Genomic DNA, 25,347 nt, shown 5'->3' with positions numbered 1-25,347 from the left:
CTCTATTTTCCGGATGACTTTAATACCAGCGAAGTTATATCCTTTATAAAAAAAGAAAAATACCACTAACATGGTATTTTCCAAATGAGAACAAAAATCTCCGTCTATAAATATTTCTGAAACCATCGGGTAATTTCATCCAGGCGTTTGATCCGGTTTGTAGGTTTCCCTGACCGGGATAATTCATGGTTTTCATTGTTGAATATTATCAGGCGGGTCGGGACTTCAAAATATTGAAGGGCGTAATACATCTGCACACCTTCAACCAACCAGCATCTGTAATCCTGATCGCTATGGAGGAACAACGTTGGTGTATTTACCTGATTTGCATATTTCAGGGGAGACTGGTCCCACAGTAGCTCACTGTTTGTCCATAGATTATGACCGATATACGATTCGGTAAAAGTATGTCCGATATCACTCGTGTTGCTGAAGGAAATCCATGAAGAGATGCTCCGTTGCGAAGCCGCCGCTTTAAATCGATTGGTATGTCCGATTATCCAGTTGGTCATATATCCGCCGTAAGATCCGCCGGTAACCCCCAAACGTTCTCTGTCGATAAACGGAACCTCTTCTATCGCTGCATCCACAAAAGCCATGAGATCGTTATAATCTACAGAGCCGAATTTACCCCGCAGATCAGTAAATGCGTTTCCCCTCCCATTACTGCCTGTGGGATTGGTATATAGAACGGCATAACCCTGATTTGCCCAATACTGCATCTCGTGAAAGAATACTGTCCCATAAGTTGCTTTCGGGCCTCCATGTATATTTAATATAGCCGGGTATTTTTCGTTCTTCTTATAATTGGCCGGAGGCAGGATATAGCCGTTTAGTTCCCGTCCATCTTCATTTCTGAATTTTATTTCTATAGGTTTCACAACATTATGGTTCTCAAACAGGGCCGTATTAATGGAACTCAAAAGGGAAATCTCTCCTTTACTGTTGAGAAAATACACTTCTTCACCCTGTTGCTCTGCCATGGCTACAATCAGAAAGCCATCCTTATAGGGTACATAATCGTTTATAGAGACATTTTCCGGCGAACGAACGGATATAGAGGTGTCCTTGTAATTTATGTGGATAAGTGGAGCCTGATCTATCACCGTTGAAACAAAATTAAACCCGTCTTTATCAAATGTGATTTTGCTACGGCCCCCCGACTTGATATCAGAGCCTATGCTATTGCCTATCGCATACAAATCGCCGTCATATATTCCTTTAATATTCCCTGATGACAAATTCAGACGATAAAACTCAGGATTCTCCTGTTTGTTACGTTCTAAACTGCGATTGACCAGAACGACAAATTCATTATTGTCCGCAAACTGGATTTGGGAGTAAACGGCTTTATTGAACAAATTCCATTCTTTTTTCTCCAATGTTCCGGTATTCAATGATACCAGACTGTTATCTTGTGAAGCCTTCCTCCGGTATGTTTTACGGATATAAGCCAGATGCTTCTTATCGGGACTAAGTTCTATGTCGGAAACCGTTTCCAGAGAATCTGACAAGCCGGTAATTTTTCCTTTATCATAATAATAAAGATGGTTACGGGTTCCACTGATATCACCCTGGCCATTCGACCAAAAGGGTAATTCATCGAAGATACGATACCTTCCGTTTTCGTTTATGTCTTTCAGCACCTCCGTCTGGGATTCTTCTTTCGGAACCAACCGATAAGAAGCTGTAAAAAAGAAACGGTTTCCGTCTATTAGCCGGATATCTTTTACAGCATAAGGCAACCGTAACCATTCTGTTGCTTCCTGATAACCTTTGGTCAATTTCTGAAATATTGTAAGCCGCTCTCCTTTCTTTAGTCTTTCTTTGTCCTTTTCATCACGTACACTTTTGAAAATAATAGTATCGTTAAGAAAAAAGTAATCGGAGACATTTTCTGAAGATGTCAGTCTTAACTCCCTTCCATCCACCAGCTGATATAAGTCACTTCGGTATGTGTCTCCCTCTAAATCGGGCTGTCGAAGGATAAAGAATATATCCCCTTTATTTTCTTTCAGATTAGAAATGCTCCTAACTTTCGTAAAAAAGTCGATACCGACCGGTTCTTTGCCATAGGCCGAATATCCGTAACCTGTATAAATAGGAAAAAGAAAGATAGTCAGCAATATAATGGTATAAATTCTCTTCATATTTTTCGAATTAATTATAAAAATTGGAAGTGCCTGCAAGAAGCACTTCCAACAAATCCACGATCTGGATTTACCTAATCACCTATTTTAACTATACGGCCTTCTATTGTTTGTTCATCCTTCAATAAGTTGTATATCGGACAAACTGCTTCTACGGCATCCCGCAACACTTTGATTTGTTCGTATGTTGCCGGAGATTTCACATGCACAGTATAATGAATCCCATACGGATAGCCGGGGACATTCTCAAAACCACTGCGCCCGGCACGAATATCGGAAGTGGCTTTTACATTCACTTCCAGCGAATCGAGCGGAACTTGGCGGGCAGCAGCCTGAATCAGGAAAATATGAGTAAGGCAGCTTGTCAACACGCCTAACTGATGTTCCTGAGAGGTAGGTCCGAGATCGCTTCCTCCCAGATATGCAGGATTGTCGTGCAATATACGGAACTGGCGGATCTGAAGCTGGCGGACACCGTTATTGTTTACTGTAACCACCAGAGGATTACGGTTCTCATTATTCGCCAACGATGGATTCTTCTTTCTCTCTTCTTCCCGTTTCTTACCTTCTTCCTGAAGATGTAAGTACGCGGCACGCTTATATTTCAGATATTCACGGAGTCCGGGCTGCCCTCCTTCCGGTATTACCAGCTTATCGGGAGTCCGGGTATAATCAATTTCCCCGGTCACTACCTGCGGTTTAAGGATAAAATTGAATATCGGAGAATTTGCTTCCGCGGCCTTCCGTAATTCTTCCAGTTGCTTATCATCCGCTGATGATTTTATGTATGCAGTGTAGAGGAAGTTACGAGGATAGTTTACTTTATTTGTAGGGGCGGCATCGGGGCGATTTATAATTTCGAGTCTTAATGAATCGACAGGTATGTTTCTCAGGGCTGCCTGATTAAGGTAGCTATCCGCTAAATCACTGGCTATGATCGCAACCTGCGATTCAGGTGAACCCGGCCCTACATTGTAACCCGCAAAGTCCGTCCCGCTATCGCTTATGATCTGGAAGCCGCGGATACGCATTCTCCGTAAGCCCGACCTCTGCTCTGCTGTGGTACGGGCTTCTAATGTCACAGCCTGTAATTCCTCACTTGGCAGGCTTTGCAATTTAATGAGTGCTTCCCGCCTGCTGAAAAGATAGTTGCGCAATGGACTGGCATTCTGTTCAAATGTCTTTTTAACCGCATCTTTTACAAATACAGAATTGGGACCTGTATTAGCATTATCGGTCTGTGCATCAACTGACGTTGTTCCAAATACGGAAAGTATAATAATAGCCAATACACTTATCCGTTTTTTTGTATCCTGTGAATAGATTTTCATACTGTTCTTTTTAATGGGTTTCTATTATATAATTTATTTATTCGAATCCGGCATAAGGATTTGCACCGGTCTTCGATTCATTATAACCGTCGTATCCCCAGTTCTGCCATAAACCTTCGGGATTTATATTCCGTTGGGATTGAGGTATAGGAAAACGGTAGTTTTTGAGGCTTACGGAACTTTTCTTGTAACTCTCGTCTAATCCCGATTCCTTTAAGGTCTTGACGTAAATTCTCCATCTTACCAGATCGAGCCAGTGGCTTTGCTCATAGGTAAGTTCAAACATCCTTTCCTGCTGAACCGCTTTTTTGAAGCCGTTGTAATCAAGTCCTGCCGGCAAATCGTCCGGAGATGTCTGATTTAGAGGAAAATGTTCGAAAGCTCTTCTCCGCACCTGGTTTATTGCGTCATAAGCATCTGTTGTCGGTCCGTTATTCAGTTCATTGATTGCTTCTGCTTTTACCAGCAAAATATCGGCATAGCGTATAATAGACCTGTTGATATTGCGGTTACTGGCCGATCCCAACGGGTCGCTGGCGTCGATATATTTACGATAGCGGGGACGGGTGAATGTAAAGACCGAATTTGTAGAAGGATTATATAACTCTTTGGCATATGTCCCGCTCTTCCGTTGATCACGGTCGTCGAAAGCGTCATAGTATTTATTATCCGAAATAAGTACGTGAGGAGTAGAATTACTGAAACCACTGGAAAAGGCACAATGGGCCAAATGGTTTCCTCCGCTACCGTCGGTAGCAGTACCGGAAGCATGCTGAGTTGAGAAAATACTTTCTTTCCCGTTCTTATTATTTACATTCCAGTTGTCCAGAAAATCTTCTTCCAGTTCGTATCCTGTTACACTATTGGCTGCGTCTACAGATTTCCGGAATCTGTCTTTGCGGGCTGTGTCGCCCCCGCTTTCAGATGTTTGTGCCCATACCAGATATACTTTTGATAATAATGCATAAGCGGCGCCTTTGCTCGCCCTGCCTTTATCGCTGTCTGCATAACTGCTTACGTCCGGCAGATTATCCGCAGCACTTTTCAGGTCGTCTTCAATCTGTGCATACACCTCATCTATTGACGCACGGGTCGTATTTTTTCCATCAACATTATGTAAGACAAGCGGCACTTCTCCCCAAAACTGCACTGCATAATAATAGTAGTATGCCCTCAGGAACCGGGCTTCGCCGATAGAGCGTTTCTTAACGGATTCTGAAACGGTTTTGGATTCCGACAATTTATCTATGGCATCGTTTGCGCTTGTAATGCCTACATAAAAAGCAGTCCATACCGATGTCACATAACTATTGGTCGGCTCCCACTGTATCAAACCCAATAATCCTCCTCCACTATTCGGATTCTCCCCCGAAACAGTGGTTTCGGTGGTCAGATCTATCATGTACGCCAGCGAGGTACTTATGCCGACATTCGGCGTATAAATCCCGTTGGTGAGGGCTATAGCGTCCTCATCCGTTACGGGAAAGTTTCCGCCCATCAGTTTGCCTATGGGCGTCACATCAAGACTATCGCTGCATGAAAGAATTGTCACCGATAATATTAAGGTATATAATAACTTCTTCATCTCTTTCTGATTTAATTATTTTATAGTAAGCTGTTTAATAAGATATATTCACGCCAAAAGATATTGTTTTCGCTGTGGGGTATGCTCCGGAATCTATACCGCTGGACACTTCAGGGTCGTATCCTTTATATTTGGTAAAGGTCAATAAGTTTTGCCCCGTTGCAAAAATTCTGAATTTTGTCTGAGGAGCCTTTGTTATTTTCACAGGAAGGACATAACTCAGAGTTATATTTTTCAGACGTAGAAAAGAGGCATCTTCGATATAGCGGCTATCGAGCCATGTGGCCGATGTGACAGAGGCTTTAGCAATTGTGTTTGACGGATTCTGCGGCGTCCATCTGTCACGGAGTGTGGCTAATACATTGTAGCTGGTGGATGGTGATTCCAGTTCCTGCCGGAGCTGATTGTATAGCTGATTGCCTTTACTACCCTGAAAGGCTGCAAATAAGCTCAATGATTTATATCTCAGTGTGGTCGAAAATCCGTATGTGAAATCAGGCTGAATAGAACCTAAGACAACTCTGTCCTCATCCTGAGTAATTTTGCCATCGTTGTTTTGATCGACATATTTTACATCACCGGGCTCAACATTCGTTTTCCAGCTCGGCGCAGGCACTTTCGAAATATCTGTTCCGGTTTGTACTATTCCATCGAAGGCAACACCATAGAAAGAGCCCAAAGATTCCCCTTTCTTTATGATCGTATTACCGGACAGGAAATAATCCAGATTACCGATATTGGTGACTTCATTCACATTTTTAGCAATATTGGCAGACAGATTCCATTGCAGGTCTTTCTGATCTATAATGCTGCCTGTCAATGCGAATTCCACTCCTTTATTTGTAACATTGCCCACATTCATAAGCATGGTACTGAATCCTGTTGTTATTTCCACAGGCACATCCAGCAGCAGGTCGCTTGTCTTTTTATAATAAACATCGGCTATAATGCCTAGTCTGCGGTTAAGCAGATTCAGATCAAAACCCAGATTATATTGCGATGTTTCTTCCCATTTCAGGTCGGGGTTTTCAGCATTAGCCCTGCCGTAAGCCGTAACGAGCTGGTTATTGAAAGAATATACCTTTGTAGCGTATGTCGCTTCATACCGGTAGTCGCCTATCTCCTGATTGCCGACAACCCCGAAACTTCCCCTCAGTTTAAGATCATTGATGACCTTATTATTTTTCAGGAAAGGTTCCTCGCTGACGTTCCATGACAAACCGATGGACGGGAAATAACCCCATTTATGATTTTTTGCAAACCGGGAGGAACCATCCGCCCTGAATGTTCCGGTAAGATTGTACCTGCCGAGGAAAGAATAGTTGACCCTTCCCAGTACCGAATTGAGGATAGATTCCGAACCGCCCGAACTTGGAGATAAGAGAGTGGCGCCTCCCTGCAGGTTATGGTAAGATAATTGTTCGTTAGCGAAATTACTGGCCGATGCTATCGAGTATTCTATATCGGTGGTCTGGGTCGTATAACCGGCCAATATATCCACATAATGGTCTTTATTCAGCTTCTTTGTGTAATTGAGCGTATATTCATATTGCCACGAATCAAACCGCTTGTTTCCGATACTTCCATACCCTTTAGCCAGAAAACCTGCCGCAGCGCTGGAAGGCGCGAAAAAATTGAGAGTCGTATTACTCAGATTGGTTCCTGCACTGACCTTAGCCACCAACGAGGGGATGATAGTATATTTAGCGAAAAAGTTTCCGATGACAGTATTATTTTTTGTCTGCGATGTTGTATTAACCAGATCCGATATGGCATTTACGGTACGGTCGCCAAATCGCAAATCCCCTTTTTCGAAAAGGTTATTGTAATTATAGCTTCCATCCTGATTGTATATAGAAACCACCTGCGGTATCCTCAATACATAATCGAGCGAGTTTGAAACACCGTTCACATACAGTCCGTTATAGCTGCTCAATCCGCTTTGATCCATTTTACTGGCTGTAACATTCAAACCTACAGTCAGGTTCGGGAATAAGTCCCTTTCAAAGTTGAACCGTCCGCTATAACGCTTAAAGCCCGTGTTCAGCAAGATTCCATCCTGATCGCTGTAATTACCAGATAAGAGAAACCTTGTCTTATCATCTCCGCCGCTTATCGAAAGCTGATGATTCTGGGTTGTCGCTGTGCGCAGGGCCGCATCCTGCCAGTTTGTACCTTCACCCAATTGTGCTACTTTTTCAGCGGTAAGTCCGGTTTCGCTGATATTCTCAGCCGATGCGATTTCCAGATAAAGTTCGCCCCATTCCCGAGCGTTCATCAGATCGAGCTTTTTACGGGCTTGCTGCCAGCCGATAGAATATTGATATTCAATATTCGTCTTCCCTTTTTTCCCGCTCTTGGTAGTAATAATAATTACACCGTTTGCTCCACGCGAACCATAGATGGCCGAAGCGGACACATCTTTCAGCACCTCTATGGATTCAATATCACCGGGATTCAATGCAGCTAACGGATTCAATGCCCCGGCAGCACGGCTTATCCCGATATTGGCCGACGAATTGTCGTTATATATTATAACCCCGTCTATCACATACAAAGGCTCATTCCCTCCGTTTATAGAGTTTCCTCCACGTATGCGAATGTTGGAAGTAGTTCCGGGCTGACCGGAGTTTTGGGATACATTCAAGCCGGAAACGGCTCCCCCCAGTAATCCATCGAATGAAGTAGATAATTGCGATAACGCATCTTTTGAAACCGAAGAAATAGCCCCGGTAAGTTCTTTACGCTTTTGGGTACCATATCCGACCACGATTACTTCGTTCAGATAATTTAAATCTTCCGTCAAGGGAATAATGATCGGCCCGTTATTTTCATATACATCCAGTTCCTGCGATTTGAAACCCACAAGAGCCACCCTGATAGTAACAGGTAGCTGACCCGAAACAGGGAAAGAAAATGACCCGTCTATATCAGTGAGACTACCCTGTGTGGTAGAAACCAATGCGACCGATGCCCCGACCAGAGGCTCCCCGGTTTTTTCATCTACAACTGTACCTTTTATTACTGTTTGCCCTATCATATTACCGGACAACAATAGAAAGAATATGAAAATGTAATAATACTTATTTACACGATACCTGTCTCTTTTATCGCTAAAAGAGCTAATTGTTTTTGCCATAATTTTTTAATGAATATCTATTATAGCCATGCATAGAAGGCTACAAGAAGTGTTTGTTTATAGATTGCTTAATTGAAGGATAATATCTTGCACATTTATTAGTTCAGGGGTTCAGAACCTTTATAGTACAGTTCGGACTACTCCGGAATATATGCGGATATCAATCAGGGGAAATAAACCGACGGGTTTATTTTCGGAATAGTAAAATATAGGTTAACAACACATTCGCATGTGAAAACAAGAAGTTGGGCATTGATCGATGGATGATGATATGTGTAGAGAATAAAACCGGGACAAATTCCTTTGTTCCTCATGTTCTCCTCCGGATATGGAGGAAGCCTTAATGGTAATAAAATTTTTCATAGAGTCTTTTTATATTAGTTAATACTTGAATAACCTCATTTTCGTATATAAGTGCTTATTCCGGCAAATCTGCACTAAGATTCTTTTTATCGGTGTAAGTTGATAAGGCAAGAGTAAGAGCTCCGTCGCTGGTTATATTATGAGTAGTCCCGAAACTATCGAGAAGAGCAAAAATCGTTATCATCAGAGCGGCTCCGGCATCATCTATCCCTAAGACTGCATGTATCAGACCTAAAGAAGTGATAAGTGTTCCTCCGGGCAACCCCGGAGCAGCTATCGCGAAAATGCCAAGTAACGGAATAAAAATGAGTATCTGAGTTATATCCGGCATAGTTCCGTATAATAATTGAGAAACAGCAAGGGACAGGAATACAACATCCAGTATAGAACCCGGAAAGTGGATATTACCAAACAGGGGTATGGCAAAATCCCTTATCTCCGGTTTCAACTCAGGACATTTCTTTGTTTGCTCTATGGCGACTCCCAGACTGGCGGCCGATGACTGTGTTCCCAATGCAGTCAATGCCACCGGTCCGTAGTATTTGAGTACTTTCCAGGGATTTACACGGGCATACAAACCCGAAGAAATATAAAGAAAACTTATCCATATAAGGTGACAAAGCACAGTTATCACCAATATAGCTAGAAATACAGGCAGTCTGGATGCCAATGCACCTTCGTATGCCAGAATACTGAAATTAGCGGCAATAAAGAAAGGAAGTATCGGAATCAGGATTTTCTTTACCATCGCAAAGATCAGATCCTGAAATTCATATAAGGCCGCTTCTATTTTCACAGCTTTGGTCCATATGACAGACAACCCCAATAAAAAAGCAAATACCAAAGCGCTTAACACGGGCATCAAAGGAGGTATATCCAGACGAAAAAGCATCTCGGGAAGGCTATTTGTCGCTTCTTTGACCGGAACTATATCAAGTAGCGGAATTATCTTATAGCCCACAAAGGCAGCCAGTGAAGCACTTCCGATACACGACACATAGGCCAGTAATAAAGAACTCCCGAGTAACCTCGACGCGTTCTTCTTGAGACGAGTTATAGATGGAGTAATAAATCCGAAAATGATAAGAGGTATAAGGAAAAAGATAACTTGCCCAAGAATATGTTTGATTGGTAATACAACCGCGATTAAAGATTCAGAAGCAAAAAGTCCGAGTACCACACCTCCCAGAACACCCAGCAAAAGTCTCAGGGTGGTGTTTGATAATAATTTTCTCATGCAGATACAGTTTGAATAATTTATTCTTTTAAAATATTACAGATCACAATTATTTCTTCACTCTGTAATCGAGTGCCGGTTTCCGGTCTCCAAGTAGTGGTACATACTTGAAGCCAGCTCCCCTGCGGGTATCGAATTCGTCTTTTATCTCCTTTACCAATTCCGGATTTGTGTATAATTCTATAGCTGAAAGGCTGAATACTTTAGCTGTATTTATCAGCGATTTTGTTCCTATAGTAGAACCTCCCGCCGCTACATTTTGCCAGCTATGCCCGGCACTTCCCGGTACAAAGGTCGCCGTATTGAAACTTACGGTAGGAACTACCCAGCTAACGTCACCCACATCCGACGAGCCACCTCCCAGCGAAGGTTTTTCTTCTTCCAGAGGCTTCACCGATCCGGCATATTTCAGTATGCTGATATCTTTATTCAGTCCCTTTACTATTTCCTCGGCGAAGGCCTTTTCACGTCCGTCATAATGCACGCCACCCACTATTTCGAGTTTACGCTGTACCAGTTCCGACAGTTTGCGGTTATTCAGACGCTCATAAAAACCGGATACAATCTCAGACTTAACTTTTGTCTGTGTCCCTAAGGCTGCACCTTCGGCTGCCTGCCCTATCCATTCCACAAGGTCTTTGAGAATCTCTCTTTTCGGACTCCGTATGTAATAGGAAACCCTGGCATAATCGGGTACTACATTGGGTGCTTCACCACCATCGGCTATAACGTAATGTATCCGGGACGACATCGGTACATGCTCGCGCAAAAGATTGACCATATAATTGAGTGCTTCTACGCCGTCTAAGGCAGACCGGCCCTTATCAGGACTTGCCGCGGCATGGGCCGCCACTCCAAAGAAGCTATAGTCTATCATTTGTATGGCTGTTCCCGTATCGGTTGTAACTCCATTCCCGGTAGAAGGATGCCAGTCAAGGACGACATCTACGTCATTAAACAATCCGTCCCGTACCATATAAACTTTACCGCCGCCTCCTTCTTCGGCAGGTGTACCGAATACTTTGATTGTACCTGTGTGTTTTTCCGTATCGAGCCATTGTTTTATAGCGACAGCCCCCGCCACCGCTCCTACTCCGAATGTATTGTGACCGCAACCGTGACCGCTCCCTCCTTCAACCAAAGGTTTACGATAGGGGACTGTATCCTGCGATAAACCGGGCAAAGCATCGAATTCGGCCAACACAGCTATCACAGGCTGCCCTGATCCGTAAGTGGCGACAAATGCGGTAGGCATGCCGGCAACTCCGGACTCAACTGCAAATTCATTTTCTTTGAGATGGTTTTGGAGCAAAGCAGAACTTTCCGTCTCGAGAAAGCCCAGTTCAGGATTACGCCATATCGTTTTCTGTAGTTTATCATATACAGAGAAAGACTTGTCCAAATAGTTGATGGACACATTGTTTAATGGGGTATTCTTTTTAATTTTCTGTGCAAATACAGTGACAGCTAATGTTGTCAGTGCTATTACCAACAATACTTTTTTCATTTTATTTCTTTCGTTTTATATCAATATAGGTCTGATCTGTTTTATCTGAAGCTATTGTATGCGTTTATATTATTCCCGAAAACAACAGCGTTAACAAAAGTGCGGGTAGTGGCATCCCAAATACCTCTGAAAAGCGGGTCTTCAGCGAATAATACAATATTTCCGGAGCCTTGTCTTTCCGCTATTATCGAAGCCGATCCTTTCAGGTTGCTTAACTGTGAAGCGGAGATATATCCATTCAGGAGCGGGGTATCTGAATAAACTGATACCGTAGCCAGCGGATTCTTCGACGGAGCCAGAAAGAGGCTGCTCTCGCGGGTAACAGGCAAAGACTCATTCGTTAACCCAAACGCTAAAGGATGCTTCAGGTTTATCTTTGTTTCGAATACCGATGTCGGAATTCTGTCTCTCTCCTGTGAGAATTGTTGTTCTGATTGTTTTTGCTGGAGAGAATCGGTCTTCAGTTTCTGTAACTGTGTTGCACTTATTCCATTATTTAGAGCCCATCTCGAAGCAGAGTTGATTGTAATCAATGTTCCTCCGTTGCGCACCCAGTTTTGCAAATCCTGAATTCCCTGTTTCCCGAGAAATGAATAATCGCCACCTGCCAATACAATCCGGTTAAAGCTGTTCAATGGAATTCTGGGAAATACGTTGTAATCAGCACGGGTTAACTGATAATTCAGTTTCTGGTCGAAGAGATGCCAGACTTCTCCGGCCTCGGTGGAAGATATATTGCCCCCGGTGACAACCAGCACCTTCGGCCGTTCCACTGTGCGGAAAGCGCTACTGCCCAGATCCACTCCTTTTACACTATAGCCTGTAGAGACGGGTATTATCTCCACGTCTGAAGCGACCGCCAATTTCTGTAATGTGGCATATAATTCATCCGGGCTTATAGTCTGGTTGCTGACAGGAATAAGAAGACTTCCATAGGAGAAATCTTTGGTTCCATTCTCTGTTTGTACGGAAAAAGGGCTGAATGATGTCTTTACGAGAATGTTTTTTGCTAATAATTGGAAAAGCAGATGCTGGCTATGCGAATCCCTGTAATCTACTATATAGGCATACTGTGATATAGAGAATGATGTATTTGCTGATTTCTCCAGTTTCTCAACCCTGACTCCACGAACAGCTTTTGTTATGGAAGCATGCGACAGACCAGATGAGTAAGCGACCGAAAATCCCGCGCCATAACCCAGTTTGGACGGATCGGTATAATCTTTGGTTTCATCAAATATGATATTGACCAACGCACTGTTGGGTTGCCCGAGAGGAACAATGTATGATTTCCCTTTTTCGTATTTTACCTTATCCACCGTTATGTCCTCCTGATTTTCATATACTTCGATACGATGGTCAAGTAACAACTGAACAAACTTACGCAAACGTGAAATATCATAACTGTCTCCTACTATAAATGATTTGGAACTGTCTTTTCCTGTACGTGATGCATTGAAGAATTCTTTCTGCAAGTCGAATAAGCCGTTTTTGTTAGCATTAGCAGCATCCACTGTAGCAATACTCGATACCAGCTGGTTGCGTACAGTAAAAGCAAATGTAACGATCCCATTTTCAGATTCCTGATGTATACCCCTCGAAGAACCTTGTTCGAATAAAATGCCCACAGCCCCGTTGTAATCAGGGTATGTAGACCCGAAGGTTGGGTTCTTATTATCGTAAGACTCTTTCGTATAGTAAAACGAACCGATTTTATCCAAAGCCTTTGAGTAATAATCTGCAAACAAACGGTTCAACTTATAAGTGGTCTGCGGAACAAAGCGGCTCTCATTTCCGTCCGGATCGGTGGGTTCGAAAAAGAATGTACTGTTTGTACCCATCTCATGATGATCGGCCTGTACATGCGGTAACCAATCCTGATAATGTGCAACCCGGGCTTTACTCTCGGGATGGACAATATTAACCCAGTCGCGGTTCAGGTCGAACCAATAGTGGTTCCCTCTTCCGCGCGGCCATCCTTCAGTATGTTCCCTGTCGTACTGCGATGTATTATAGTTGGTTATACTTGTATTCGAATTTACCCATGATACAAAACGCTCCTGTCCGTCAGGATTACGCACCGGATCAATAAAGTAAATTCCATTTTCGAGTTGTTCTTTTACAAAATCGTTTTGAGCAGCCACATAGTAATATGCAGACAACAAAGCTGCCTCCGAACCCGAAGCCTCATTCCCATGAACGGTACTTCCCAGAAAAACAATTAACGGAGTATCCGGCTTCTCCCCTTTTCGGGCTTGCTGGCGCGTCTCTTTGTATTTGTCTATATTCCGGATATTCTCAGGGGAAGAAACAATCAGCACATACAGCTTACGGTTTTCGTATGTCCGGCCTATCTCCACCAACGAAACGCGGTCAGAGAGGGAAGCGAGTTTCTCAAAATAAGCATTTATCTTATAATGCTCTGTTATACGACTACCTATTTCATACCCGAGAAATTCTTCAGGAGAAGGTATTTTGCTATCGAACTGGATGGACGGATCGAAAAAATATGTGATTTTTTCAGCTTTGACACCTGTCGCCACCAATAAAAATAAAGAAAAAAAACTGATTATAATGGTCTTCATAACGCCCTTTTATTCTGATTAGTTCAGTAAATCCTTCAGTGTCTTACCCAATTCTTCACCTCTTATATTTTTAGCGACTATCACCCCATCCTTATCTACAAGCAGATTGGATGGGATTGCCCTTACCCCGTACAACTTAGCTGGCTCACTATCCCAATACAGAAGGTCTGAAACATGTGTCCATGTCAGGTTATCTTTTTTTATAGCTGCCACCCAGGCTTCTTTACTTTTATCCAGCGAGACCGCAAAAACATCAAAGCCTTTTCCTTTATATTCATTATACACTTTCACAACATTGGGATTTTCTCTGCGGCAAGGGCCACACCACGATGCCCAAAAATCGATAAGAAGATATCCTTTTCCCAAATGATCGGATAGTTTTACCGGATTCCCGCCAGGATCTTTAGCTGTAAAGTCCGGAGCTTGTTTTCCGACAGAAACTGTCTCCAATGTTTTTGTCAATTCTTCGAGTACCTGCACATACGGAGTTTTCCACAATGAAGAATCGAGCAACTGGATATTTGCCTTGATTTCATCAGGAGATAATCTATACGAAAAATCCCTATACAGAGCATATGCTGAAACCAGCGATTTAGGATTCGCTTTAATAAATTCATCTATCTTGACTCCTCTCTCTTTTTTATAAGCGACAAACAAGTCCTGAAGTGCAGAACCTGTGACTACACTATTACGGTAATAGGATGATGAATCCAATTTTACAACCACAGGATTTTTATCGAGAAACAGGAGTAATGAGCCTTTAGTCGTATCTAATGTCAATCCATATATTTCCGGTAATTGTACATTTTTAGAAAAGCTGAATTGTCCATTTATAACTTTAGCAGAATCTATTACGCGATACATTTTATTTTCAAACTTCTGCAAATATACTTTTCCCTCCGAAATCCCTTCTACACTACCGTTCAAGGATAGTCCCTCTAGCTCTCGGGTTCCACAGGAGAATGTGGCCAGAGATATTAATATTAATAGAATATACTTCTTCATTTTCAATTATTTAAGTTGGGATTATTGTTTATTTCATTTACGGGAACAGGAAACAGATAATACAGACTATTCGGAACCAATGCCGTCTTATCAGGGAATGTCCACACGTAGTGTCCCTTTATGGTTATTGTTTGTCCTGACGGCAACGTGTATGTTTCTGTTGATTCTTTTCTATCGGGGGCTATCTGCAAGCGTAGAATATCGGGTAGACGAAATCCTTCGCCCCAAAGTTCGCGGCGACGTTCGACCAGAATCTCGTCTATCAATTGATTCTCTGTATAATCCGATGCGGAAATCTCTTCCAGATTCCTTTTCACGCGTAATTCGCTCAATGCCTTTGCCGCTCCGGTAAGATCATGGTTACGGGCTTTTCCTTCTGCTTCTATAAGTACCATTTCTGATGAACGCATTAACGGAATATGACCGGATTGATCCGATTTATTGACAAACTTCTTGTATTTATACCAGCGATACATCGGATCTGTTTCTTTTGTAACCAGTTCAAACAACGAGAATCGTATATCTTGAGTACTAAACAATTTTCTGAAATTCGGATCAGGCATAATACTCCGGTAACCGGTAGTAGGCGTTACATCGAGATATGCGAAATATGAGGCTCCTCCCAAGTTCTGATCAGCTGTTTGAGGATGTCCCCATATCCATTCCACATTACTTACATCATTGAATCCCAGTATATATTGGCTCGCTTCCATTACCGGATAGCCGTTTCGGGCTTCAGCCGCATATTTTGCGGCCAGCTCCCATTGCCCTGTAGTGAGATAGGTTCTTGCAAAAAGACCTTTTACTACATTTATATCAGGGCGGTTTTTTACCGAACGCTTGAATCCGATGAGTAATTTCTCTGCTTCTGTGAGATCGGAAATTACACGTTCGTAGACTTGCTCTACCGTAGCTTTCGGGTTAGGAACGGAGCTTGGCACAGTCGGCTCTGTATATATAGGGACTGCTTTAGCGTTCTTATCCTTCAAGTATGTGAACTGATACTGACGGACGAGGTTCAGGTAAACGAAAGCACGCAGCGCATAAGCTTGTCCTTTCAAATACTTCTTCTCTTCATCCGTACCTTGTGCTGCATCTACTTTTGCAATGATATTGTTTGCATTATCAATTATTTTATATTGCAATGTCCAGAAAAAAAGAGCGCGGCGTGTCGTATTATCATACGGATCACGATAAGGATAAGAATCCCTGTATCCATAAACTCCGTCGCGGGCTATAGCATCTTCACCCATTACTTCCTGTGTGAGTAGAATTGCGCCATACCCCGGATTATCCTGCGATGTGGCATTTTCCATCAGATAACGCAAAGTCCCGTTGACGACTGCATTTATATTAGATGTCGTAGAATATGTTTCACTTCCGGTCAGATCTCCCGATGGCGAGGTCTCAAAAAAACTGTCGCTGCAGGAAACAAATAATACCGATGAAACAGATAGTATATATATAATCAATTTTGATTTCATAATTGTCCCTTTATTTTACTGATTAAGGTCTCAAACCTATTATTATTGTTATGCATTAAAACGTTATATCTATCCCGAACGAAAATGATTTTTGAGCAGGATAACGGTAAAATGTAACACCATCTACGGCCTGTTCCGGGTCCATTCCTTTATGTCCGAAAAATGTCAGAAGATTCTCTGCATTAGCTCTCAGTTTCACCTGTTTCAACTTTGCATGTGACAATACGGATGCAGGAAGACTGTAAGTAAGATTCAGATTCTTCAGACGTGCATATGTGGCATCATATAAGAAACGTGAGGAAATCGAGTTCCAGTTTGTAGTTGTAGTCGTAAGACGGGGGTAATTGGTATTTCGGTTCTCAGGCGTCCATCTGGTCAAAGCTTCCTGTGTCCATGTCCGGCCCTGATTGTTCCCGGTATGGGCAATCATCACTTCGTCGAGATCGAGGACTTTACCTCCAATGCTGTATGAAAGAAGGAAAGACAACTCAAATTGTTTGTATGTAAATGTATTTGTTATACCTCCATATACATCAGGTAATGAACTTCCCTGAAAATATTGATCGGCATCTGCATACACATTCGTTGTAGTACGTCCCGATATCACCTTATTTCCATTTGCATCCGTCGTATATTCATTTTTATACCACAGGGCATCGCCATTTTCGGGATTTACACCTGCCCATTCGCGGATAAAGAAATCATAGACAGACCCTCCAACAACCATCTTTTTTGTAGACCCCAGTTGTCCGACAGTCCCTGCGATAATCTCTTTTTGCGGAAGTTCTGTTATTTTATTCTTATAATGTCCAAAATTAAGGCTCACATCCCATCTGAGATCTTTGTTTCGTACAGGTACAACCTGTATTTGCCCTTCGATTCCCCTGTTGCGTAATGCTCCGATATTTGCATCTATTTGCCCGAATCCCTGCGATGGAGCAAGCGGCCGGCTAAATAAAAGATCCTTTGATTTGCGTTCATATATATCTACCGATGCCACCAGCCTGTTATCAAAGGCTGCAAAATCAACACCGAAATTGAGGTTAAGGTTTGTTTCCCATTTCAAATCCGGGGTTGGAAGTCTCGAACTGATCAATCCCGCTTGTCCTAAACTATTGTAAATAGAGTATAAATCCTGATAGGCGTAATAAGTACCGAGATTATCATTTCCCTGCGCACCATAACTTGTGCGGACGGTCAGATTGTCTATCCATTTTACAGGAGCCAGAAAATCTTCTGATTTTGCATTCCACGAAGCACCGACCGACCAGAAGTTACCCCAGCGCGAATCTTTGCTGAACCGGGATGAACCATCGCGGCGAAAGCTAGCCGATAAATAGTAACGATGCAGATAATCATAATCTATTTTACCTAAATAACTTGCTAATTTATAATTATCCGCAGCTCCGGTAAAACTATTCAATAATGAAGCGGCTGCCGGTTCTTCCTTATCGAGAAAACCGAAGTTACTACGGCTTCCCGACAAAGAGGATACGTTATAAACATATACTTCGGGGCCGGCAAGTATATTTATAAAATGTTTGTCTTTGACATTGAATGTATAATCCAGAAAGCTATTCACCGTATAGCCGATAGCCCTGCTGGAACCTTTGCTTACAGAACCTCCGTTACTGATGCCGGAGCCATAAGCGGGATTGGTATATGAATGATTGGTACGTGCATTGTAATCAGCATTAACACTATTTTTCCACTTTAAACCTTCCAGAAATGTAATAGTTGCGTTTGCCCTGACTGAAACTATATCCTGTTTGTTGTCATATTTATTATATTTGGAGCTGCCTAAAAGATTGTTCCCTGTCGCAGCGGAACTTGGACGGTAATTACCATAATCGTAGATTTTGTCGCCATTCGCATCAAGGACATACGACCCATCTGCATTGCGTTCATAGATTGGATATATATCTGCTACTAAGCGTTGAAAATTGGCAAAGTTACCCTGACTGCTGTCTGTTTGCGGTGGAGCGCTCTGTTTACTGGTAGAAGCAGAGATTCCGAAGCCGGTTTCCAACCATTTGTTCACTGTAGAAGTTACATTCGCACGGGTGTTGAACCGCTCGAAATCGGAGCCTATTATAAAACCTTTTTCATTCAGATAGCCTCCTGAAATGAAGTATTTGGAATTATCGCTTCCACCGTTCACACTCAAATCATATTGCTGACGTATACCTGTACGGGACAAAGCGTCAGCCCAGCTATCGTTCCACAATGATTCAGCCCCGGCCACTATTTTCCCATCAGTACCTACCGGTTGCGGATATTGTGAGCCGAAGGGGTTTATCTTTAATGAACCCACCAGTTCGGCCGATGCGTACAAAGCAGCGTTTTCCGCCGACTTGCCCTGATCCAACTGGTTATTGCGAATAGCCTCCCATTGCAGTTCATAGTATTCTTTAGTTGTAAGCGTTTTGTAATCCTTAATCGCCCTTGAGGTAAAACCGATAGAGGATGAGAATGCAACCGTCGGCTTCTGGTTAGATGCACCTTGTTTGGTACTAATGATAATGACACCATTTGCCCCACGGGAACCATATAACGCACTCGCTGTAGCATCTTTCAGTACGGATATCGACTGTATATCATTTGCATTAATGGCACTTATGCTACCTGCAAATGGCGCCCCGTCCACTACATACAAAGGAGTACTGGAAGCATTTACTGATCCCACTCCCCGCAAAAAGATGGCTGCATCGCTTCCGGGCTGTCCGGCCGACGATACGGATTGAAGCCCGGGAATAGACCCTTGCAATGCTTTGCTGATATTCGTTATTTGTAATTTCCCTATATCTTTATTACCTATAACAGCAATAGCCCCGGTGTAGCTGGATTTTTTAGCTGTTCCGTAACCGACAACTACAACTTCATCCAGCACATTCCTATTTTCCGAAAGCGAGATTGTAATTTCTTCTCCAGATTCATAGACATCTATTTCCTGCGTTTTAAAGCCCAGAAATGAAACAAGAAGTGTAATCGGGAACGGCTTATTCTCCGACAGCTGGAATTTACCATCATAATCTGCCTGAACGGCATTATTGGTCGACTTTACTTTTACCAGAGCTCCCGATACGGGAATTCCGCTACGCTCATCCAATACTTTTCCTCTGATAACTGTTTGCCCCTTTACCGAAAAAGAAAAGAAAAGCAGGAAAAGTAAAATATAAACAGAAATATTTTTCATCTTTTTATTTGAGCTTAGTGATTGAATAAATTGGCTAATGTTTTCTCTAATTCCTCGCCTTTTAAATTTTTGGCAACAATATTTCCTTCTTTGTCTATTAGGAAATTTGCAGGAATAAGCCTTACCCCATAATTCTTCACTCCTTCTCCGGCCCATGCATTCTCATCTATCAATTGAGGCCAGGTAAGACCATCAGCCGCTATGGCTTTTTTCCACGGAGCGGTCGCGTTATCTAAAGAAACACCTATTATTTCAAGATCTTTAGCCCCGTATTTTTCATATACTTTTACCAGATTAGGATTTTCTTTGCGGCAAGGCGCACACCATGAGGCCCAGAAATCAATCAAGACATAGCGTGTTCCCAAATAATCCGAAAGTTTTACATTTTTTCCCTCCGGATCAGTAGCGCTAAAATCCGGAGCTTTATGACCAATGGAAACTTTGCTTAACGTATTTGCAAGCTCTGTAAGCACCTTCACATAATCGCTGTTTTTAAGAGAAGGGTCCAGTAATTCTATATTCGCATTGATTTCTTCCGGTGACAACCGGTAAGAGTAGTATCTGTATAGTATGTACAAGGCCGCAATAGATGATGGATGCTCTTTTATTATATCATTAACATTTGCTTTTTTCTGAGCCCTGAGTTCCAGATATAAGTCATGTTCTTTCGAACCGGTCACTATCGTTTTTTCAAACTCGTTGATGGTGTCGAATTCTACTTTGATCGGATTATTATCCAGAAACAAAATATATGAATCGAATGGATTCTCACCGGAACCATATAGGGATAAACCGTATATCTCCGGTAGCTTGGTCTCTGTATTGAATTTGAATCTTCCACTTATAATATTAGTGGAATCAATGGTGACGAATGATTTATTTATATACTGTTGCAGATATATCTTACCTGTAGTCACATTATTTACCGTTCCGGATAAATCCAGTTTATTCGGATTCTTGCTGCAAGCTGTAATAATAGTAATCAGGAAGATAGCCGCAAGAGTATATTTATAAAATTTATTTGTTTTCATTGTATTTCTGTTTTTTTAATCGTTTATAGCCTTATTCGTTAAGATTTCAGTATTGGGTATTGGAAATATATACCCATCGTCAGTAGGTTTCACTTCACGCGGAGTCAAACTACTCAGCGAAGGTTTAGTCGGGAATGTCAACAGATCACGCAAAATATCCGTAGCTCTGAATCCCTCGCCCAATAACTCAATACGTCTTTCTGTCCTGATTGTATTCAGTATCTCTCCCTGAGCTAAAGATGCCGGAGGAAAAATATAAGAAGGGTCGGAACGTTTTCTCACAGTTTCCAGCAATGCAACAGCTTTGCTAAGACTTCCGGCTCTGGCCTCTGCCTCTGCATAATTCAGCAATACTTCTGCATAGCGGATTACAGGTATATAATCTATAGCAGGGTTTGTCTTTGCATACTTCGACAGCAAATACAGACCAAGCGTTCCATTATATGTCACAAAAGACCGGCGTGCATCTGTACTTTTCCACTCTGTATCTGCAATTATCCCTTTGGTATCGGAATTAAGGACAAAGTCCGGTGCTGTATAATAAATATTAGCCAAAGCTGTACCCGAAGGTGGGTTGGCTGCGGTCATCGGCATTGAAAAGATCGACTCTACAGATGTATAATCGGATGAGAATATATTAACAATATTCGATTGCAATGCATTTTTAACCCCCGATGTTGCGGCAAAAGGAGCCTGTGTCTGAGGAGCAATTTTTTTAGCTTCTTCTATAACTTTTCCAAATTCCCTTTTGCTCAGATATACTCTTGTTTTCAACGCAATGGCTGTATTTTTATGGGCTCTCGTTGTATTCAGCAAATTTGTAGAATAACTATCGGGGAGATTCTGCTCTGCAAAATCGAGATCTGAAATAATTTGCTCGTATACAGAAAAGACTGAACTTCTTGCCAGATCATTATTGGCTGATGACGATTCGGCTTGCAGTCTCAAAGGAACGGCTTTGGCCTCCCCGTTTTTTTCAATATATGGCCTTCCGTAATAAGTAACCAGATTGAAATAAGCAAGGGCTCTTAGGAAACGGGCTTCGCCCAGATAATTATTTTTGAGTTCATCACTGATTACTCCCTGCGACTTGCTCAAGCCTGCAATCAGTACATTAGCATTATTTATCACAATATATAATTGCCCCCAAACCTCATTGACATCACCTGTTATATTGGAGAAGTTATTAGCCCATACATATCCTCCTGTCAGGGCATTCTCGGTGCGGCATACAAAATCTTCGCCTCTGACATCTCCATACAGAAGGATACGGCCGCTATATAAATTCGCACTTTTAAGAGAGTTATAATTTCCATTGACAAGTCCTTCAATTCTTTTAGGGGTATCGAAGATTGTGGCGGAACTGACAGAAGTTTCTGAAGTTTTGTCCAAGAGGTCGTCGCACGCACTCAGGGTGCTCAATGCCACCAATCCTAACACTATTGTAATCTTCTGTCTTATATGTTTATAAATTGGAATATTCATATTTGTAGAGATTTTTATTTAAAATGTGACATTTAGACCGAAAGTAAAGGTCCGCCCAAGTCCCGTAGTATTGTACTCAACCCCGGGTGCCGTATTTGAGTTTCCGTTGGCTGAAACCTCAGGGTCGATACCCGAATAATTAGTGAACAATAAAGCATTCGTTATCTGACCATAAACCCTCACTGCATTTAATCTACTAAATGCTAATGCCTTTTTAGGTATATTATATGCAAGGGATACGTTTTGTAGACGAAGAAAATCTCCTTTTTCCACATGTTCGGATATAGGAGTAGAACCACCGAAAGAAATTCTATCGCCATTTACGACTCTTGGCATATCTGTAACCTGTCCCTGTTCTGTCCATCTTCTCAGAATATCTGTAGAATTGTTGAAAAATATCTGATCGGTTAAAGTAGACTTTGTTCTGTTCATTATATAGTTACCACCTGCATAGGTAAAGTTCAGATTAAGGTCGAACTGTTTGTATCTTAAATTACTGGTCAGGCCGCCATACCATTTGGGAAGCGTATTCCCCAATACATAAAAATCATCACCGGATAACGCCTGAGCTGTTCTACCATCTAAATATGTCCATTTACCAAGACCATTGTATTGTACTTCCTCTCCTTCTCCGTTAAGAAACACTCGTTGACCGTTTTCAGGATTCACATATAATGTTTTAAGACCATACAAACTTCCTATCGACTCACCCACCCGTGTAATATTCGTATTACCTGAACCGGTAGCACCGATAATATCCTGATCATTATTGGCCAGGGCTGTCACTTTGTTTCGTATAGCAGAATAATTAAGCGTTACATTCCATGACAGGTCTTTACGGCTAATGATCTCATAACCGGCACTAACTTCAATACCACGATTATACATTGAACCTACATTAGCGAGGATAGAGTTACCGGGAATACCCTTAGATGGTGACTGAGCCACGCTCAGAATCAGCCCGTCCACATCGTTATTGAAATATGCAAATTCGAAATGAAGCCTGTTTTTCAAAGCGTTCAGTTCAAGCCCTAGGTTCGTTTGCTCACTGGTTTCCCATGTCAGATCAGGGTTTCCCTGCTGAGTAATGGCCCATGTGGCTGCACCTCCGTACAAAGAGGCCGAGTATAAGTCATAGGAACTATAATCGTTTGACAGATTACCATTACCCACCCGTCCCCAACTGGCATTAAGCTTTACATCACTGAATACCTTTGACAGTGACGATGATTTAAAGAAGTTTTCTTCCGACAACAACCAACCGGCAGACACACCGCCAAAATTACCATACTTACGTCCCACTGCAAGAGCAGAGTTACCATCCCTCCTGAAATTCCCGGTAATGAAATATCTATTTTTCAGTTCATAGCTAAGACGGGAGAAGAAAGAGGCAAAAACTCTCTCGCCTTTCTGATTGCCGGCAGCTACCACATTAGCCCATCCACCCTGATAATATTCGAAAAAATCGTCGGAGGCTTTAGTCGCATTTGCTCCCCATGCCGAGACCTTATAGTTCTGTATATCCGTTCCTATCAGCAGGGAAACATGGTGGTCCTTAAAAAAAGTTTCATCGAAACCGAGCGTGTTCGTCCAGGCTTCTGTTTGTCGTGTTGTCGAGATATTGGACACGGACCCACCACTTGTATAGGCGCTTGATCCTAGTTCCGGGCTTTGATATGCTACATCTTCACTCCTTATTCTGTCGATTGCATATCGCACCGTTAGTTCCAGTTGTTTAACAGGTTTGATGACGGCATTTACATTTCCTACCAAATGGTCGTTCTCTGATGTATATCTCGACAACTCGAACAAGGCAGCCGGATTATATAATGGTATAGTTGCTTTGTTGTTTCCGGAACCAAGTGTCCCGCTACTTGGATTGAGGTTGAAACTTCCGTCGGCATTATAGGCACCTACATTTGGAGGCAACACGAGAGCAAGCCGGGTAGCCCCTGTTGTTGTCATGGATGCACCGGGTAAACTTCCCGAATCGAAAGATTCATTGTTACTTATATTATAGACCGCACCTCCCGACACTTTGAGCCAACTTGTAACCTCATTGTCAAGATTGAAGCGTATACCTTTCCTCTTAAAATTATTGCCTATGAGAAAGCCTTGCTGATCGGAATAGTTAAGGGACAGGTAATAATTTACTTTTTCGGTTCCTCCCGAAATATTCAGTGAATGATTATGTGAAACCGCAGTTCTATACACATAGTCTTTCCAATTGGTATCAACTACGGAGCCATCAGGGTTGTAAGACAAGGCGTAGGCCGCATCACGGGCTACGCCATCTATAGATGTTGCATTAGATATTGCTTCATTCTTAATATCTGTATATTGCTGAGCATTCAGCACGTCGGGTAAGCGGGTAGCGTTTGTGATTCCAAGCCACCCTTCATAAGTAGTGGTAATACGCCCTGTTTTACCACGCTTAGTGGTAATAAGAATAACCCCACCGGCAGCTCTCGATCCATAGATCGCCGTTGATGCTGCATCTTTCAGTATATCAATTGAAGCTATATCAGCCGGATTGATATCACCTAAAGGATTGTTTGACGCACGATTCGATGAAATATTCCCTGTACTTACAGGGATACCGTCAACGACTACTAAGGGATAGGAACTTAAGGATATTGAGTTTACACCTCTGATCCTGATGACTGGCTGCGAGTTGAGCTGTCCATTAGGTAAAGCAATGCTTACTCCGGCAGCCTTACCTTGCAGAGCCTGTTCAAAACTCTGAACCGGAACATCTTTTATCAAATCTCCGTTGAGTGAGGATATAGCTCCCGTAAACTCCCGTTTTGTCTTTGTGCCGTAACCCACAACTACAACTTCATCAAGTACATTCAGATTTTCCGAAAGTGAAATTGTAATTTCTTCGCCGGATTCATAAACATCTATTTCCTGTGTTTTAAAACCAAGAAATGAAACAAGAAGAGTGATTGGGAAGGGTTTGTTCTCCGACAACCGGAATTTACCATCATAATCTGCCTGAACAGCGTTGTTTGTAGACTTTACTTTTATCAGAGCTCCGGATACAGGTATTCCGCTGCGCTCATCCAATACTTTTCCTCTGATCACTGTTTGTCCTTTTGCCGAAAAAACAAAGAAAAATAGAAAAAGCAGGGATAGAAAGAGATATTTTTTCTCCTGTAAGAGTATTTTTTTACCCTTATTAAATTGTATATTTGTCATGTTCTAATACCTATTTTAGAATATTAAGTGCTTCTTTATCCGGCTGCA

General features: G+C 42.3%; 13 protein-coding genes. All 13 read right to left on the bottom strand.

Annotated elements, in window-relative coordinates; genetic code table 11:
* Positions 1-104: 104 nt before the first annotated feature.
* The 13 genes from HMPREF9455_RS12515 to HMPREF9455_RS12450 all read right to left on the bottom strand — a co-directional run bounded on the left by HMPREF9455_RS12515 (position 105) and on the right by HMPREF9455_RS12450 (position 25,299).
* Positions 105-2,150 carry an alpha/beta hydrolase family protein gene (locus HMPREF9455_RS12515; RefSeq protein ID WP_006800074.1) on the bottom strand — a complete coding sequence of 682 codons (2,046 nt, stop codon included), beginning with the start codon at positions 2,148-2,150 and terminating at the stop codon, positions 105-107.
* Positions 2,151-2,224: 74 nt separating this feature from the next.
* Complete coding sequence (locus tag HMPREF9455_RS20735; RefSeq protein WP_006800073.1) at positions 2,225-3,481, bottom strand: OsmC family protein; 1,257 nt, start codon at positions 3,479-3,481, stop codon at positions 2,225-2,227.
* Between the two features lie 37 nt (positions 3,482-3,518).
* Positions 3,519-5,066: a RagB/SusD family nutrient uptake outer membrane protein gene (locus HMPREF9455_RS12500; protein WP_006800072.1), complete on the bottom strand. Its 1,548-nt coding sequence runs from the start codon at positions 5,064-5,066 to the stop codon at positions 3,519-3,521.
* A gap of 34 nt (positions 5,067-5,100) precedes the next feature.
* Positions 5,101-8,205, bottom strand: a complete 3,105-nt coding sequence (locus tag HMPREF9455_RS12495; protein WP_006800071.1) for a SusC/RagA family TonB-linked outer membrane protein — start codon at positions 8,203-8,205, stop codon at positions 5,101-5,103.
* Between the two features lie 418 nt (positions 8,206-8,623).
* Positions 8,624-9,805, bottom strand: a complete 1,182-nt coding sequence (locus HMPREF9455_RS12490; protein ID WP_006800070.1) for a cation:dicarboxylate symporter family transporter — start codon at positions 9,803-9,805, stop codon at positions 8,624-8,626.
* 49 nt (positions 9,806-9,854) lie between these two features.
* A complete protein-coding gene (locus tag HMPREF9455_RS12485; RefSeq protein WP_006800069.1) occupies positions 9,855-11,312 on the bottom strand; it encodes an amidohydrolase in 1,458 nt (485 codons plus the stop codon).
* Positions 11,313-11,353: 41 nt separating this feature from the next.
* Entirely contained in the window at positions 11,354-13,897 is a 2,544-nt protein-coding gene (locus HMPREF9455_RS12480; protein WP_006800068.1) for a M14 family zinc carboxypeptidase, read from the bottom strand.
* A gap of 18 nt (positions 13,898-13,915) precedes the next feature.
* Positions 13,916-14,902, bottom strand: a complete 987-nt coding sequence (locus HMPREF9455_RS12475) for a TlpA disulfide reductase family protein (protein ID WP_006800067.1) — start codon at positions 14,900-14,902, stop codon at positions 13,916-13,918.
* Positions 14,903-14,904: 2 nt separating this feature from the next.
* Positions 14,905-16,386, bottom strand: a complete 1,482-nt coding sequence (locus HMPREF9455_RS12470; protein WP_006800066.1) for a RagB/SusD family nutrient uptake outer membrane protein — start codon at positions 16,384-16,386, stop codon at positions 14,905-14,907.
* Positions 16,387-16,441: 55 nt separating this feature from the next.
* Entirely contained in the window at positions 16,442-19,582 is a 3,141-nt protein-coding gene (locus tag HMPREF9455_RS12465; protein WP_006800065.1) for a SusC/RagA family TonB-linked outer membrane protein, read from the bottom strand.
* A gap of 14 nt (positions 19,583-19,596) precedes the next feature.
* On the bottom strand, positions 19,597-20,613 hold the full coding sequence (locus HMPREF9455_RS12460; RefSeq protein ID WP_006800064.1) for a TlpA disulfide reductase family protein: 1,017 nt from the start codon (positions 20,611-20,613) through the stop codon (positions 19,597-19,599).
* A 15-nt stretch (positions 20,614-20,628) separates the two neighbouring features.
* Positions 20,629-22,098, bottom strand: a complete 1,470-nt coding sequence (locus HMPREF9455_RS12455) for a RagB/SusD family nutrient uptake outer membrane protein (protein ID WP_006800063.1) — start codon at positions 22,096-22,098, stop codon at positions 20,629-20,631.
* A gap of 18 nt (positions 22,099-22,116) precedes the next feature.
* Positions 22,117-25,299 carry a SusC/RagA family TonB-linked outer membrane protein gene (locus HMPREF9455_RS12450; RefSeq protein WP_006800062.1) on the bottom strand — a complete coding sequence of 1,061 codons (3,183 nt, stop codon included), beginning with the start codon at positions 25,297-25,299 and terminating at the stop codon, positions 22,117-22,119.
* Positions 25,300-25,347 lie beyond the last annotated feature (48 nt).

The organism is Dysgonomonas gadei ATCC BAA-286 (assembly GCF_000213555.1).
GTDB lineage: Bacteria > Bacteroidota > Bacteroidia > Bacteroidales > Dysgonomonadaceae > Dysgonomonas > Dysgonomonas gadei.
The sequence above is the reverse complement of the archived record's forward strand: the minus strand, read 5'-3'. Positions and strand labels throughout refer to the sequence as shown.